Annotated in this window: 13 protein-coding genes; 5 read left to right on the plus strand and 8 right to left on the minus strand. The window is 48.9% G+C overall.

Annotated elements, in window-relative coordinates; all coding sequences use genetic code 11:
* Positions 1-3,060, plus strand: coding sequence for an efflux RND transporter permease subunit (locus E8M12_RS03625; protein ID WP_136734722.1), 3,060 nt, complete (start codon positions 1-3; stop codon positions 3,058-3,060).
* 1 nt (position 3,061) lies between these two features.
* The gene (locus E8M12_RS03630) at positions 3,062-3,967 is read left to right on the plus strand and encodes a cation diffusion facilitator family transporter (protein ID WP_211244975.1); all 906 of its coding nucleotides are present in this window, start codon (positions 3,062-3,064) and stop codon (positions 3,965-3,967) included.
* Here the strand turns inward: E8M12_RS03630 and E8M12_RS03635 are convergent.
* The 3 genes from E8M12_RS03635 to E8M12_RS03645 are packed head-to-tail and all read right to left on the minus strand — an operon-like array spanning position 3,918 to position 7,142.
* Complete coding sequence (locus E8M12_RS03635; protein ID WP_169303025.1) at positions 3,918-4,949, minus strand: alpha/beta fold hydrolase; 1,032 nt, start codon at positions 4,947-4,949, stop codon at positions 3,918-3,920. The genes E8M12_RS03630 and E8M12_RS03635 overlap by 50 nt on opposite strands.
* A 58-nt stretch (positions 4,950-5,007) precedes the next feature.
* Complete coding sequence (locus E8M12_RS03640) at positions 5,008-6,444, minus strand: ATP-binding protein (protein WP_136734724.1); 1,437 nt, start codon at positions 6,442-6,444, stop codon at positions 5,008-5,010.
* Positions 6,441-7,142 (minus strand): response regulator transcription factor, encoded by a 702-nt coding sequence (locus tag E8M12_RS03645; protein ID WP_136734725.1) that lies wholly within the window; start codon positions 7,140-7,142, stop codon positions 6,441-6,443. Before E8M12_RS03645 ends, E8M12_RS03640 begins: the two co-directional genes overlap by 4 nt.
* A gap of 227 nt (positions 7,143-7,369) precedes the next feature.
* Between E8M12_RS03645 and E8M12_RS03650 the strand changes: the two genes are divergently transcribed.
* The 3 genes from E8M12_RS03650 to E8M12_RS03660 all read left to right on the plus strand — a co-directional run bounded on the left by E8M12_RS03650 (position 7,370) and on the right by E8M12_RS03660 (position 9,112).
* A complete protein-coding gene (locus E8M12_RS03650) occupies positions 7,370-7,807 on the plus strand; it encodes a Spy/CpxP family protein refolding chaperone (RefSeq protein WP_136734726.1) in 438 nt (145 codons plus the stop codon).
* Positions 7,808-8,038: 231 nt separating this feature from the next.
* Positions 8,039-8,539 (plus strand): RNA polymerase sigma factor, encoded by a 501-nt coding sequence (locus E8M12_RS03655; RefSeq protein ID WP_136734727.1) that lies wholly within the window; start codon positions 8,039-8,041, stop codon positions 8,537-8,539.
* An 18-nt stretch (positions 8,540-8,557) separates the two neighbouring features.
* Positions 8,558-9,112: a hypothetical protein gene (locus E8M12_RS03660; protein ID WP_136734728.1), complete on the plus strand. Its 555-nt coding sequence runs from the start codon at positions 8,558-8,560 to the stop codon at positions 9,110-9,112.
* Here E8M12_RS03660 and E8M12_RS03665 read toward each other — a convergent pair.
* The 5 genes from E8M12_RS03665 to E8M12_RS03685 all read right to left on the minus strand — a co-directional run bounded on the left by E8M12_RS03665 (position 9,109) and on the right by E8M12_RS03685 (position 15,776).
* Positions 9,109-10,965: a M56 family metallopeptidase gene (locus tag E8M12_RS03665; protein ID WP_136734729.1), complete on the minus strand. Its 1,857-nt coding sequence runs from the start codon at positions 10,963-10,965 to the stop codon at positions 9,109-9,111. The two genes, E8M12_RS03660 and E8M12_RS03665, sit on opposite strands and share 4 nt — an antisense overlap.
* Before the next feature lie 2 nt (positions 10,966-10,967).
* Positions 10,968-11,372, minus strand: coding sequence for a BlaI/MecI/CopY family transcriptional regulator (locus E8M12_RS03670; protein WP_246034002.1), 405 nt, complete (start codon positions 11,370-11,372; stop codon positions 10,968-10,970).
* 128 nt (positions 11,373-11,500) lie between these two features.
* Entirely contained in the window at positions 11,501-12,076 is a 576-nt protein-coding gene (locus E8M12_RS03675; RefSeq protein WP_136734731.1) for an NADPH-dependent FMN reductase, read from the minus strand.
* A 73-nt stretch (positions 12,077-12,149) separates the two neighbouring features.
* Positions 12,150-13,283 carry a glycerate kinase gene (locus E8M12_RS03680; RefSeq protein WP_136734732.1) on the minus strand — a complete coding sequence of 378 codons (1,134 nt, stop codon included), beginning with the start codon at positions 13,281-13,283 and terminating at the stop codon, positions 12,150-12,152.
* Between the two features lie 177 nt (positions 13,284-13,460).
* Positions 13,461-15,776 carry a Tex family protein gene (locus E8M12_RS03685; protein ID WP_136734733.1) on the minus strand — a complete coding sequence of 772 codons (2,316 nt, stop codon included), beginning with the start codon at positions 15,774-15,776 and terminating at the stop codon, positions 13,461-13,463.
* Between the last annotated feature and the right edge of the window lie 134 nt (positions 15,777-15,910).

Below are 15,910 nucleotides of genomic sequence, written 5' to 3' on the forward strand. Positions count from 1 at the left end.
ATGAATATTGCCAAATATGCCATCAAAACCCCGGTCAATATCTGGCTGCTGATCCTTATTTTCCTGCTCGGAGGAACCCTGGCGTTGAGTAAGATTGGCCGCCTCGAAGATCCGGCATTTACCATTAAAGTGGCAAAAGTGGTTACTCAGTTTAATGGTGCCAGTGCCGTTCAGGTTGAACAGGAGTTAACCGAACAATTGGAAATTGCTATTCAGCAGATGCCTCAGCTGCGGCGCCTGACATCCATTTCCAAACCAGGTGTGTCGGAAATTACGGTTGAAATCAAACGTCATTTCGATGCCGATACCCTGCCACAGATTTGGGATGAATTGCGCAAGCGGGTCGGTGATGCCGCTACTCACTTACCTAAAGGGGCCGGTAAGCCGCAGGTAATCGATGACTTTGGTGATGTCTCAGGTTTGTATTACGCATTGACGGCTCCGGATTTCAGTGCCCGTGAGGTGCGCGAGTTCGCCAGGATTATCCGACGCGAGTTACTAACCACAGAGGGCGTGGCCCGGGTTAACGTAAATGGTGTAATGCAGGAACAGATTGTTGCTAACATCGACCCCTATCAGCTTGCCGGTTTAGGGATTTCGTTTCCCGATGTGGTGCGCTTGTTTAGCGATAACTTTCGCCCGTTTCACGGCGGTCGGATGTTGGTGGAAGGTAAGCAGGTACGTATTCTGGTCGAGGAATCGAGAAACCAACTCGATGAAATTAATAACCTTACCCTGGTGTTGCCAGGCTCTAATAAATCGATCAAGGTGCGGGATATAGCCCGCCTGAGCGTCGAGCCAACCGATATTCAGCCAAGCATTATCCACCATAACGGTGAGCAGGCTATCACCCTGGCAGTGTCGGCATTAAATGACATTAACATTGTTGAAGTGGGCAGCCATGTCGATGCAAAAATTAGCGAAATATTGCAGTCGTTGCCTTTGGGTATCGAAATCAGCCCGATATACAACCAGGCACAGATTGTCGATGAGGCAGTTGATGGTTTTATCCTCAATATTGTCTTGTCGGTGACGGTCGTATCGATAACCCTTTGTCTTTTTATGGGGTGGCGTTCTGGTGTGGTGGTCGGCAGCGTATTGCTGATCACCGTAATGGGTACCGTATTGTTAATGTGGTTGTTCGATTTGCAACTGCAGCGAATCTCTCTCGGTGCTATGGTTATTGCCATGGGGATGCTGGTCGATAATGCGATAGTAGTTGCTGAGGGCATGATGCTTCGTATGCGCCAGGGTAAGTCAGCAGAAGATGCCGCAGCGTTTATCGTTAAACGTACCCAGTGGCCTTTGTTGGGGGCCACTATTATTGGTATTGCAGCCTTCTCCGGTATTGGCTTATCGGATGATGCGACCGGCGAGTTTCTGTTTTCCCTGTTTGCAGTGATCCTTATTTCGCTATTGTTAAGCTGGGTGTTGGCGGTTACTGTGACGCCGCTATTCGGTAGCTATTTTTATCAGGTTGGCAGGGATCTGCCTGAACAGGACCAGAGCAATGGTATTTATCGTCAATATCAGCGCCTGCTGGGACTGACCTTGCGTCATCGGGCACTGACCGTCGGTCTGCTGGTACTGATAACCGTCATTGCCTACGCAAACTTTTCTAAGGTAAAGCAAGGCTTTTTTCCGCCGTCCAATGCGCCTATCTTCTTTGTCCACTATTGGGGGGGACAGGGCCAGGATATTCGACGCACCGAGCAGGTGATCACCGAGGTGGAACAAAAGCTTATCGCCGAAGGTGCGGTTCATTCCGTGACCAGCTATATTGGCAGTGGCGCCGAACGATTCACTCTGACTTATAATCCGCAAGCGGCTAATGAAAGTTATGGGTTGCTGATGGTGCGCATGCATGATGTTGTTGATATCGCGCCGTTTATCGCTTCGTTGCCGGAACAACTGGCAACGGAAGATATTGACGGAAATTTTTATCTGGAGCGGATGCAGTTCGGTCCTGGCGGAGGCGCAAAATTAGGCGTTCGCTTTTCCGGTCCCGACGCTGAAGTATTGCGAGAGTTGGCGCAACAGGCAGAAAGCATTCTGCGTGATGATGGCCTGATTAAAGATATTCGCCACGACTGGCGCCAGAAGGGACTGGCGATTAACAGTAACTTCGATGAATTTAATGCTGGCGTTGCCGGAGTTTCCAGAGCCGATTTTTCCGATGCAATCCAGTACTCCAGTAATGGCCTGCAATTGGGAACGATACAGGATGGCGAATACAGTTATCCCATTGTCGCGAAAATCAATCAAGCGAGCCTGTTATCGAATGAGGGAACAGGCAGTGACATTGAGGATATGCGCAATATCCAGGTGTGGAGTTCTGAGCAACGTAAATATATCCCGTTTCAGCAGCTGTCTACGGGCATTACCCTGGAAAGTGAAGACGTACTGATTCACCGACGTGATCGGGTGCGAACCATTACCGTGATGGCAGATCCGGGTGACGGGGAAACCGCCGCCCAGGCCCTGGCGCGAATAAAGACGGCTGTTGAAGCCATTGATCTACCAAGCGGTTACCTGCGGGAGTGGGGCGGCGAGTATGAATCATCGGCGGAGGCACAACAGGCACTGGGTACCGGATTACCCATGGGCTTTTTTGTGATGTTGTTAATTTCCGTGTTGCTGTTTGCCAGAGTTCGACAGCCGTTGATTATCTGGCTTGTTGTACCTATGGCCGTGGTTGGCGTGGTTAGTGGCCTGTTATTAACGGATATGCCGTTTGGTTTCATGTCATTGCTCGGCTTTTTGAGTTTGTTTGGTATGCTGATTAAAAATGCCATTGTTTTAATTGAAGAAATTGACTTGCAAATTAAAGAAGGTAAAGATAAAGCCATTGCCATTGTAGCTGCCAGTAGCAGCCGATTAAGGCCAGTGGCCCTCGCGGCCATCACCACCATCCTGGGTATGGCTCCCCTGCTATTCGATCCGTTCTTTGCGGATATGTCGGTTACCATCATGGGTGGTTTGATGTTTGCGACCTTACTGACCCTGATAGCGGTACCGGTACTTTACAGCAGTTTATATAAAATCAGGGTACGACAGTAGATTGAACATTAACAAGCAACGTCAACAATACGCGAGACTGGTTACTTTAGCGACCAGCCTGGCGGTTGGCATTGTGGTAGTGATGATGCTAACCAAACTTACAGTATGGTGGTTTACACCATCTGCATCGCTGTTAGGTTCGACCTTAGATTCGCTATTTGATTTGTTGGCTAGTGTTAGTAATTTATTGATTGTTCGATGGTCTTTGCGACCAGCCGATCAGGGGCACAGGTTTGGGCATGGCAAAGCTGAAAATATGGCAGCCCTGTTGCAGGCAACCATTATCAGTGCTTCGGCCAGCCTGTTAATCGTGCACGGCTGGCAACGTATGTTTAATCCGATTGTCATTGAGCACACGGTATGGGGAATAGGGGTCAGTGTCCTGGCAATTGTCCTGACCCTGGCATTGGTGCGCTTTCAGGTATTTGTTATCGAGCGCACCGATTCCCTGGCGATCAAAGCCGATCAATTGCACTACAAGTCAGACTTAATGTTAAATCTTGCGGTAATTGCGGCGCTGTTATTGTATCAACTGGACTGGCAGTTTTTTGATGGTTTGTTCGCCATGGCGATTGGCATCTATTTGATTTTTGGTGTTGCTCGCCTAGCATACATGAGCATACAACAATTGCTGGACCATCAGTTGCCACAGGAAGAGCTGGCAAGAATTGAAGAAATTATCACCGCGCCTGTAGAGGTCATCGGTTTCCATGAGTTAAAAACCCGTCGTGCTGGCCAGCATCGGTTTATTCAGTTTCATCTTGAGTTAGACCAGGACCTGTCATTGGTTGCTGCCTACCAGATTAGTGAACAGGTGCAACAGGCACTGGAGGCAGAGTTCAGTGACTGTCAGGTAATCATCCACCAGGACCCTGTGGCCGCAGGGTCTGCAAAAGATGGGCATTAAAAAAGTTCACGATGGCGGTCAGCGCCTGCTCGCGCGCTGGATCGGATTCGAACAGAATCTCGTGCCGTGCTTCACCAATAACCAGAGGCCGTTGCGGTTCACAGCCTTGACCGGTTAATTGCAGGTGTTGCTGACAAAACCTATCTTGCGCCCGGTTATCCACTACCGTATCCTGCTCAGCCTGAATTAACAGAGTTGGCGTTTTTTGCAATGGCAATTGCCTGAATACTTTCTCCATGCCATCAATTGCGGCGTTCAACCAGGCGAACGTGACGCCGCCTAGCTGGACTTTAGGGTGCTCAGCCCAGGTATCACGAAAAGTCTGATACCGTATTCTCGAATGAGTCAGGTCATTATCTGCAAAGGGTTTTTCTTTATATGGCCCATGTCCGAAAAAATACCAGGCCTGATCACTGAATAGCTGGTTAATGTTATGACCCGTGGCGACTAACGATGTTGCTAACCAATGCGGCAGACTGCCGGTATCGAGACCAAACATGGGTGCCGAAAGAGCCAGGGCCTGAATGTGCTGCGGATACTTCTGCACGTACAGGCTGGCAATGGTTCCCCCCATGGAGTGCCCGAGTAAAAATATCGAGCCTTCACAGCGGCGGGTGACCTCACTCTCGATAAACTCATGTAAGTCCTCAACATAATGATCAAATGACAGCACGTAACCGCGATGACGCTGTTGCTGTTCTCGATCCGACAGCCCCTGGCCGCGGTGATCGAGTATCGCCACGTTAAAACCATTGTTGGTCAGGTCGAATACCAGCTCCTGATATTTCAGATATCCTTCCCCACGACCCGGCGAAATTACGATACAAGGCTTATTTTTATCAATGATGTTCAGGTAATAATGCAGGTCTGGCGCCTGCCTGCGATGCAGGATTCCCTGTATACCCTGGGAAAAATGCTCGCTGATATGGTCGATATTGGTTGCCAGTTGCGCTTCCTTTGACCAGGAATAGGGTTGTTGCATTGCCTGGGAGGCTCCCGATATTAAGCTAAAAATCAATAAAACAGGGTGAAGTAGGTTTTTATACATGTTGCTGGTTATCATAAGGCAATTCAATGCGCACTGAAAGGCCAGGATTGTCGCTGTTGGTATCGCCGTTACTGGCTCGGATTTCACCATTATGCCGTTTTATCGCATCCATGGCGATCGCTAAGCCAAGGCCAGTACCGCCAGTGTTTCGGTTTCTGGAATTATCCTGGCGGTAAAATGGTGTAAATATCCGGGCCAGATCCGACTCTGCAACCCCCGGACCCTGGTCACAAATGCCAATGACCAGGTGTTGTGGTAGGCAGTCGAGAGTGACGTTAATGACTCCTGTGCGGGGCGAGTACTTGATTGCATTTTCGAGGATGTTGCTTATCGCACTGTAGAGCAATGGCAGGTCGCCGCAATAGCTCAAATGGCCGTCAGCACCCGGTGTTGTCATCGTTATCTGAATATCTTTATTGCCTGCCATAACCTCATATTCATCAACAATTTGCTGACACAGGGCCCGCATGTCTATCGATTCTCTGTTTAGCGGCTGAATCTGATTTTCCAGCTTCGATAGTGCCAGTGCCTTGCCGACCATATCGTCTAACAACTCCACTTCATTACGACAGCGGCGAAGATTCTCCTGCAATCGAGGTGTATTCGTAGCTTGTTTTTCCATTAAAGTAATCAGTAATTGCAGTCGGGTTAATGGCGATCGTAGCTCGTGGGAGACATCACCCAATAAGCGTTTGTGAGTCGTCAGGTGCTGGTTGATTTCCTCCGCCATGCGATTAAATGCCTGGCCCAGTTCACCCAATTCATCATGGCGTTGCTCAAATTCAGGCACCCGCAGGCTTAATTCACCATGACCAAACTGACGACTGGCTAAGGTCAGGCGTTTAAGCGGCTTTATCAGTAGCCAGGTTAATGCCCCACATAACAGCGCCGAAACTGCGATTAAGGACAGGGATCGTGCCCAGTCCGGCAGTCGTTTGAAAAAGCCCTGTTGCTGGCTGCGCGGCACCGGTCGGCCTACATAGAGTTGTAACTCCCGGTCTTGAACCTGAATCGTTTGTGGACCGAGCAATAGGTAGCCCGGCAATACCTGGGCCACCGGCTGCGGAAAATTTAATCGTCGCAGGCGCTTTTTCAGATGCGGTTTAGGTGCAGGCGAGTTACTGTAAAGTCGTGCCGTTGAACGTTCATATAGCCAGGTATTCGGTGGCAGGCGACGATTGTTTTGCATCCATTGCTGGAGATTAACAGGCGCATCAATAGAAAGTCGCGCCAGGGATTGCTGAATTTTTCTGCCGCTATCCTGCAACAGCTTTTGCTGTTGGAAATTTAGTGGCGCAGCCTCGGGCGGCGCGGCGAACTGAATGCTGAGCCAACGGGTGACCAACATCGAAGTCAAAGCTACCAACCAGAAGCCGAGAAATATTTTAATAAACAGCGATGAATACCAGCGCTTGGGTAGCCAGGTCATGAATCAGTGTCCGTGGAGTTAAAAATATAACCAACACCGCGCACCGTAGCGATGCAATCCTGCTTACCCTGATGTTGCAGTTTTCGGCGGATATTTGAGATATGCATGTCGATACCACGATCGAATTTTTGCAATCGTCTATTCAATATGTTCATCGACAGGCTTTCTTTGCTAACGACCTGATCAGCGCGCTGCATCAGTAGCTGTAACATAGAAAACTCAGTGCCGGTAAGGTCAATGTGGCGATCCTGAAATGTCACGGTGCGCTTTGCTGGCGTCAATATAAGCTGGTTCAGGCTAATAGGCTGCTCGGCTCTTTGCCTGGCGATAATATCAATGCGGCGAAAAATTGCCTGGATCCTTGCTAATAATTCATCTGGATTAAATGGTTTGGGTAAGTAATCATCCGCGCCTAGGGTGAGGCCAAGCACCCGGTCTGCCTCTTCTCCCTTGGCGGTTAACATGATTATCGGCGTATGGTGAGCGCCACCGAGGGCCTGTAATACTTCAAAACCGGTTAATCCAGGGATCATGACATCGAGCAATATCAATGAATAATTTTGACTTCTGGCTAGTTGCAGGCCACTCAGGCCATCATTGCAAACTTCAACGTTAATACCTTCACCGGCTAAAAACTCGCTCAGTAATTCGGTCAGGGACTGATCATCGTCGATTAATAAAATAGGTTTTTGTTGCACGCGAAATACCTGTCACTTTATGTCTGTAACTTTTCTACTTATCCGATTTATAAACAGATGTTGCATAAAATTCGGCCGGAAATGATCAACAGGCCTTTGCTAAATCTAACCTGTTTTGATTGGTCGAAGGAACTCTTTACGCCAAATTTACACTGTCTTTGCACAACGTTGCATTAAGGTTAGCTAGGATATCCCCAGTGCTAACCGAAACAACAGGAGATCAGCATATGCAAGCAACGGGAATCATTAAATCATCAATCATCGCGGTTTTATTAGCAAGCCTTGCCTTTGCAAGCATGGCATATGATAAACACAGGCATCAGGGCGAACGTGGCAGTCACCCAACGCGTATCGATAAGTTGGTACGGGCCTTGGATTTGACTGATGAACAGCAACAACAGATCAAAGCGATCCGTGAGGCAAGTAAACAGGAAATGGATGCGTTAACGAATGATAAACAGCAGCATCATGAAGAGATGCAGGCCATTATAACTGCCGATACGTTTGACCAAAACGCGTTCATTGCGTTACACCAGGACAGAGCGGATAAGCGCCAGCAAATCGCGCTGATTCACGCTAAAAGCATGCACGACATCTATCATCTGCTCGAACCGGCGCAACAACAGAAATTCAAGAAAATGCTGGCAAAACGGCGTTCCCGTTAAGCCTAATTTTCCCTGACAACAGGTGGCGCAAGTTAACGCGTCACCTGTTTATGATTAACCATCCGCTACGCGCGCAAATCGCCAACAAAAAATTTTTTTGTAATAAACCCAGATCCTCTGTGACTATAAAGGTATCGACAAGTCTTTCAGGATTATCAGCTTGATTTTAACCATCGGCTGTTTAATGCTGGTGCGACGGCAGTTATTTCAGGAATCATTAATTCAGCAGCCATGATATTTTGGAAAAAATGGCGGACAAGTTCCCAGCTGGAAAAAGACCTGCAGGAGCATTTGCCAATGTTGGAGCGACTGGTTGCCTCATACGAACACAACCCGGCAATTCAGCAGGAGCTGATGCAAGAGGTGGTATTGGCTATCTGGCAAAGTTATCCCCGGTTTAGTGGCCAGTCGTCGCTGAAGACCTATTTTGCCCGCATCGCTCAGAATCGTTGTATTTCTCACGTGCAAAAAGCCGTAAAGGTCGTCGACCCGCTAGAGTTAGCACAGCTTGAGACAAATAACACTGCACTCGATATACAGGCGCAGGTTGGCCGTGAGCAACAATATCAACAACTTCTGTCTCGCATACGAAAACTACCCTTGCAGCAAAAACAGGTTATCAGCTTGTTTCTGGAAGGGCTGAATTATCAACAGATTGCCGACATTTGTGGATTAACCACCAGCAATGTTGGGGTCATTATTAATCGCTGTAAGCCCAAATTAATGGGGTAGATGGCAAAGGATTTTGATATGGATTCATTAAAAAATATCTGGCAGTCCCACACGGCTAGTCTTGATGCGTCGGGGTTGCTCAAACAGGCTAAAAAACAACAGCGTCGAATGTTATTCCTGATGCTGGTTGATTTACTTATCTGGTTTGCCCTGGTGATTTGGGGATGTCTGATTATCGACCAAAAATCACGGCCGGATAGCTTTGCGGCAGGAGTTTTAATTATCATGGCTGCCAACATCGCAACGGCATATATGTTGTGGCTGCGTACGTCAACCTGGGGGAGTGGTGAGCTAGATGCTGCCAATCTGTTGCGGCTGTTAAACCACCGTAGCAAAGGGGCGATTCAGGCGGTCAATGTCACCTACGGCTTTATGGTCCTGATGCCGCTGGCATTGATGTTAATTAAATGGTGGTATCCAACGCCCGGAGTTAATTACTGGCCGGTATTCATCGGTTACAGTATCTATTGCTTGCTCGCAGTAGGAATCGGACAATGGTATAAAAAACGTCAACAGCTAAAACAACGACGTTATCAGCATTTATTGCAGGAACTCGAAGCTGAACAGGATTAACCTTCGAGGTTAAAGTCGAAGATCTTAGTCATCGAACTTTCTACGGGCTCACCATTAACTGTGGCTGGTTTAAAGCGCCATTTTTTCATCGCCTCAGAGACGGAATTTTTAAAATATCGAACCTGGCGTTCTTCTTTGAAATCAAGCTGGGTTACCTTTCCTTCGACATCGATAACAAAAGATACCTGAACCGTTTTACTCAACTTACGTCGAGCCGCAAGCTTGGGATATCTTGGCGCATAACTTTTTAACACTTCCGCTTCTATCCATTCCGCCTGTTGTTGCTGGTTAGGATAAGTCTGAGCTATCAATTGATGGCTGTCGAAAAGTTGCGCCTGACCGGAAAGATCATCTTGCAGTGCGACAACCGGCATGACCATCGACTTTTTCACCTTTTTGGCAAATACCGTCATTTGATTTCTGGTTGTCGTGGTTAAATCCTGATTATCATTAATAGCAATGGGCTCGTTAACGGGCAAAACATTCTGGCTCGGCAGGCCGGATACATTGGTTTTGGTTTGCCGGGCCAGACTTTCGACTGTTACCGCAGTCGCAGTGATGTTGCCATCGTCTTCGCTATTGCTACTGACCACATGCTCACCCGGATGCTGGCGTCGACTGTGTTGGGCAATGACAGGCTCTGGTGTTTCGTCCTGCTGCCATAAAGCGACATGGGCGTCAGCGGCAAGTGGTGGCTGTTGCGCGGTAATCGCAGGTTGGCTGTTGATCACCGTGAACGTTGGATTTTTAGCAGGCGTACCGTCATTGTTTAATAACCAATGCGCCATGCTATTCGGGCCTGGCGTCGACGAGTGGGTTGGGCGCACCGCTGATTGCTCAGCGGTTGGTTGTTGTGGCAGCGACCAGTGGCCAGGTGGGTAAGCAACGACCAGTCCGATGCTGCATAAGGCCAGTACCATCGCTGGCACAAACCGCAAATGACTGTGTGGCTTGTTATCCTTATTAAACAGGCGTTGTACCCGCTGTGTTAACTCGCCACCATTAGCGGCGATACTTAATGCCGAATTGTGTCGGTGATATTCAGCCAGGTCGGCAATTAATCTGCCGTACGTCAGCTTATTATCATATTCCTGAATCACCCCCTGATCGCAGACACATTCGCGCTCCAGGCGAATTTGTCGACCTATCCAGTGGACGGCGGGGTGGAAAAATAACATTAGCTCAACCAACGCCTGACACAGATTAACGGCGTAATCATGGCGTTTGATATGAATCAATTCATGCAGCAACACCAGTTTTAACTGCTCCTCATCCAGGCCAGTGACTAATTGTGCGGGAAGTAGTACGACGGGTTTGAAAAACCCCAGTGTCATTGGTGAGCTGACATTAAAAGAGAGTAGGAGAGTGATATTTTCAGACAATCCTAATTTAATGCGTAATTGCCTGAACAAGTTCTGAACTGAGGCTGTCGCCGGTAATACCTGGTAATGTCGGGTTGCCTGCGTTGCCTGATATTCGAAGACAAATTTGCATAATAAAATAGCGACCGTAACAAACCAGGTGATTGCCACCAGGTGGCTCAGTTGCAATGACTCGTCCAGTCCGGCCGTGTATAGCAGGCTTTGCGTGGATTGTAGCAATGGTTCTGTCCAATTAAGGACTTGCACCGATGATGATGGTTGCAGATACAGTAATTGCGAGAAGGTGTATATGGGCACCAAGATGCAAGTGAGCATGGCGACAATACTGCAAACATAGCGCAGTTGCGCCTGACGCTTGTCAATGAGCGTCAGACACACACGCAACAGCAGGGCAATGATACCGCCCTGCCAGAGAAAATGCCCCAGGGTATAGGACAAATATTGTAGAATCTGCAACCAGTCCGAAGACAAAACTATTGTACCGTTTCCTGCTGTTGCTCTAATTCGTCCAACATGGAACGAATGTCACTGATTTCCTGCGCATTGGTCGAGTTTCCGATGGCGCGCATGACCAGCTGCGACAAAGAGCCATTGAAGGCTTTTTGTACCAGGTCGCGAATCAACGAGCTTTGGGTCTGAACGGCGCTCTCGGAAGGTGCGTAGATGTGGGCGCGTTGGCGCTCATCACGCTGTACCAACTTTTTCTCGTGCATGATTTGCAGGATTTTCAATACGGTTGTGTAGCCGATATGTTGCTCGCCTGGCAAGTTTTCATTGTATGTCTGGTGAACCTGACGCACGGTAGCCGGGCCGGTTTCCCATAGGATAGTTAATAGGGATAGTTCTGCTTCTGTAGGTTTTTTAGTGGCGCTGCTCATGGTCACCTCATTTTTATTCTTATCGAGTCCTGATACGATTATTTTGTAAAAAATTATTCGTACTTTCTTCTAGACTAGCCAAAGTTGCATGACTGGGCAACTAATTTATCGGTGCAATTAAGGTCGAATTATTCGTCCAAGTGCCGCTGTAAAATATTTGCCAATTGTCGGCCCAGGCGCATCACCTGATTGGACTTGTCTTCTTCCACCAGGCGACCTTGTGAGAAACTCGAATAGGCACGTTCAATCGTCACTTGTTGCGGTAGCACCGTAACCCCCATGTTACTGAGCAACAATCGCAGGCTGGACAGGCCCCTAACCCCACCCATTGCCCGTGGTGAAGCCGCCATGATACAGGCGACTTTTTCTTTGTAGGCGCTAAGGGGAACCTCATCTTTGCTAGTGGCTCTTGATGCCCAGTCGAGGGTGTTTTTCAGTAACGGGCTATAGGCACTGTTGTACTCTGGTGACGCGATCAGCAGGCCGTGATGGGTAAGTAACAGGTTTTTAAACGCCTCGGCATGCTCTGGCATTCCGTTTTCCTGTTCAATGTCCTGACAGAAAATCGGCATTGGATAATCAGCAAGGTTGATAATGGTAACTTTAGCTCCGGCTTCCTGTGCTCCCTTTGCCGCCAGTTTGACCAATTGCTGGTTGTAAGAATCGCGCCGGGCACTTCCGGAAAAAGCTAGAATCTTGACCATAAATAGCGAAAATTGCCTGTAACTTGTTCTTTTTTATAACATAGAGGCAAAAAAAATAATTTGCCAGTTTTTGCTAATCGATGCGCTGCAAAGCAATCATCCGGCCAATGGCATTGGCACTTTGGCTGAGATTTTTCCGGCCATTTTTCATCGCCTGGACCAACGACATCGGCTCTGGAGTGGCGGCAAAGGCGGCGACGATACCGTGTTGATAAAACTGTTGGTAATCTTCACCAAGACTACCGCTAAGTAATATCACTGGGGTTTGATGGGCTTGAGCCAATCTGGCTACGCCAAAACAGGTTTTCCCGGCCAGAGACTGATGATCGGTTTTTCCTTCTCCGGTAAACACCAGATCCGCCCACTTGATCTGTTGCTCAAGTTTGATGGTATTGCTGATCAGTTCAAAGCCGGAGCGGCGTTCTACTGTGGCAATCGCTTCCAACGCCAGTGACAACCCTCCAGCGGCTCCCATGCCGGGCTCAGTGAGTAAATCAATACGGCAAAGTGGTTGTAATAACCGGGCAAATCGATTGAGATTGTCGTCGAGTTGCTGCACCATTTTTGCCGATGCACCTTTTTGCGGACCAAACACGGCGCTGGCGCCCCGGGTGCCACATAATGGATTACTGACATCACAGGCAATGGAAAACTGGGTTTTGGCCAGACGAGGGTCAACGCGGCTAAGATCAATACTGGCTAAGTCTTGTAGAGCGCCTCCACCGCCTGCAATGGGTGCTCCCTGGGCGTTTAATAGTTGTCCTCCCAATGCGCGAAGCATACCAGCACCACCATCATTGGTGGCGCTACCGCCAAGGCCGAGGATGATGTGCGTACATCCTGCATTAAGCGCCGCTAATATTAACTCTCCGGTACCATAGCTGTCTGTTGCCATCGGATTCCGTTCTGCTGGCTGCAACAGTTCCAGCCCAGAGGCGGCAGCCATTTCGATAACTGCCAGATCGTTAGCTTTTCCCCAGGATGCCCGAATGGGCCGACCAAGCGGATCATTAACGTCAGATGTCATGATTTGACCACTAAGTGAACCAATCATTGCCTGTACGGTTCCTTCACCTCCGTCAGCTAGCGGCAGACATTGAAATGTTGCCCCGGGCAGAGCCTGTGCCAGGCCGCAATGGATAGCATCTGCCACCTCAACCGCGGTCAGGCTTTCTTTGAATGAGTCCGGAGCAATTAGAATATTCATAGCGGAAAATAGTAACCAGAGAACAGGATACTCTGAGCTTAAGAAAATTTAGCAGCATCGACAATGGAAAAAAATTAATCTCTTAGGTCGTTTACGGGTGAAGTGTGAATTTCTGGGAAGAGGAGAATGGCTGACAGCTCAGGGCCGGCATAATGAATGCCGACCCGGTAGCTTGATTTATTTTTTCGCTTTTGCGAAGGCTTCGGCAAAGGCATTGCCCATCATCGAATTGGCCGGTTGTTTGTCGCGGCTACGATCTTTGCCTTTGCGGGGCGTGGTTTTGCCGGCTGGCTTGTGAGATTTGGTATCTGTCGCTGTTGCCGTGGCACTGTCATCAAGGCGCATAGTGAGGGAAATCCGCTTGCGTTTAACATCCACTTCCAACACTTTTACTTTAACGATATCCCCGGCTTTGACCACTTCATGCGGGTCACTGACAAATTTATTGGTTAGTGCGGAGATATGTACCAGACCATCCTGATGTACGCCAATATCGACGAATGCACCAAATTTGGTGACGTTACTGACGACACCTTCAAGAATCAGGTTTTCTTTCAGGTCGGTAATCTTGTTAATTCCATCTTTAAATTTGGCGGTTTTAAATTCGCCACGCGGATCACGGCCCGGCTTTTCCAGCTCACTGAGGATATCGCGAATGGTTGGCAAACCAAACTGCTCGGTGACATAGTCGGCAGGGTTAAGTTGCTTGATCGCTTGCTGTTCACCAATCAGTTTATCCACGGGCATACCCGATTGCGTTGCCATGCGAGTGACCAACTCGTAACTTTCCGGGTGGACACCGGAGGCATCAAGAGGGTTATCGCCTTGATTGATGCGAATAAAGCCAGCCGCCTGCTCAAACGCTTTTGGCCCCAGGCGTGCAACTTTCAACAACTGTTTGCGATTGCTGAACGCGCCATGTTGGTCACGATAGGTGACGATATTCTGCGCCATGGTGCGGGTCAAACCGGAAACCCGGGTTAACAGGGGAACGGAGGCAGAATTTGCATCGACGCCGACGGCATTCACACAATCTTCCACCACAGCATCGAGGCTCTTGCTTAACTGACTCTGGCTGACATCGTGTTGATACTGGCCAACACCGATGGCCTTTGGTTCGATTTTCACTAATTCTGCCAACGGATCCTGCAAACGGCGGCCAATAGAGACGGCACCACGCAAGGATACGTCGAGCTCAGGAAATTCTTTAGCGGCGGTTTCTGAGGCGGAATAAACACTCGCCCCGGCTTCGGAAACAATCAGTTTTACCGGTTTGTCACCAGTCAACCCGGCCAGGGTTTCAGCCACTAAGGTATCGGTTTCCCGGGATGCGGTGCCATTGCCAATGGCGATTAATTCAACTTTATGTTCATTGATCAAGTGGCTCAGGGTACGGATGGACTTTTGCCAGTGGTTCTGTGGTTCATGGGGGAAGATGGTAGTGGTATGCAATAGTTTGCCAGTGGCATCAACAATGGCCAGCTTACAACCGGTGCGAATACCCGGGTCGATGCCCATGGTCACTTTCGGCCCACCAGGCGCGGCCATCAATAAGGCTTTTAAATTGCGGGCAAAAACGTCGATTGCCTCCAGTTCAGCGGTTTCGCGCATGCTGGATATTAATTCCGTTTCTAACGATAAGCCAAGCTTTACTTTCCAGGTAAAACGCACCACCCGATTTAACCAGGCCGCTGCGGCTTGTTGGTTTACATGCAGCTGACAATGATCGCGGATTAACGTCTCGGCAGACGACTCTGTTAACTCAGCGCCCGGATCGACATCCAGGTTAAGTTGCAATATCCCCTCATTGCGACCACGCAAGATGGCCAGGGCGCGATGGGAAGGAATAGCGCTAAACTTCTCGCTGAAATCAAAATAGTCTTTGTACTTTTGTGCGCCCTGAGCCTTTTCATCTGTGACTTTGGCACAGATATGCGCCTGTTTTAACAACAGCCTACGCAGTTTTTGAATCAGAACCGCATCTTCGCTAAAACGCTCCATCAGAATATAGGCTGCGCCATCAAGCACATCTTTGCTATTGGCAAAGCCTGCCGCCTCGTTGACGTAAGCAGTTGCCTCCTGTTCCGGCTGCAGGTCCCAGTTTGCCAGTAACGCATCCGCCAGTGGCTCCAGGCCTGCCTCGATAGCAATCTGGCCTTTGGTGCGACGCTTCGGGCGATAGGGAAGATATAAGTCTTCCAGTGTGGTTTTGTTATCCGCCTGATCGATGGCGCTTTGCAGTTCTGCGGTCAGTTTTCCCTGTTCGGCAATATTTTTCAGAACCAGTTGCTTACGCTCCTGTAGTTCTCGTAAATAGGTAAGGCGTTGTTCCAGGTGACGCAGGTGGTTATCATCCAGTCCCTGAGTGGCTTCTTTACGATAGCGAGCGATAAAAGGTACGGTCGCGCCATCGTCGAGTAGCGTAATGGCTGCCTGAACCTGAACTGGGGTGACGGAAAGTTCCTGTGCGATTTGCTGGGAAATGTTAATCATAAAACCATATCCTGATGCCGGTTAGTGCTTCGCGATACTGCGATAATTGAATTGACAGTTGTATACTAGGATTGGATTATTTAATCCAGTTTTTTTCATTAAAGCTGCCATTATTGGCGGTATCGTGAACAGAT

Source organism: Thalassotalea mangrovi (assembly GCF_005116735.1).
GTDB classification, from domain to species: domain Bacteria; phylum Pseudomonadota; class Gammaproteobacteria; order Enterobacterales; family Alteromonadaceae; genus Thalassotalea_A; species Thalassotalea_A mangrovi.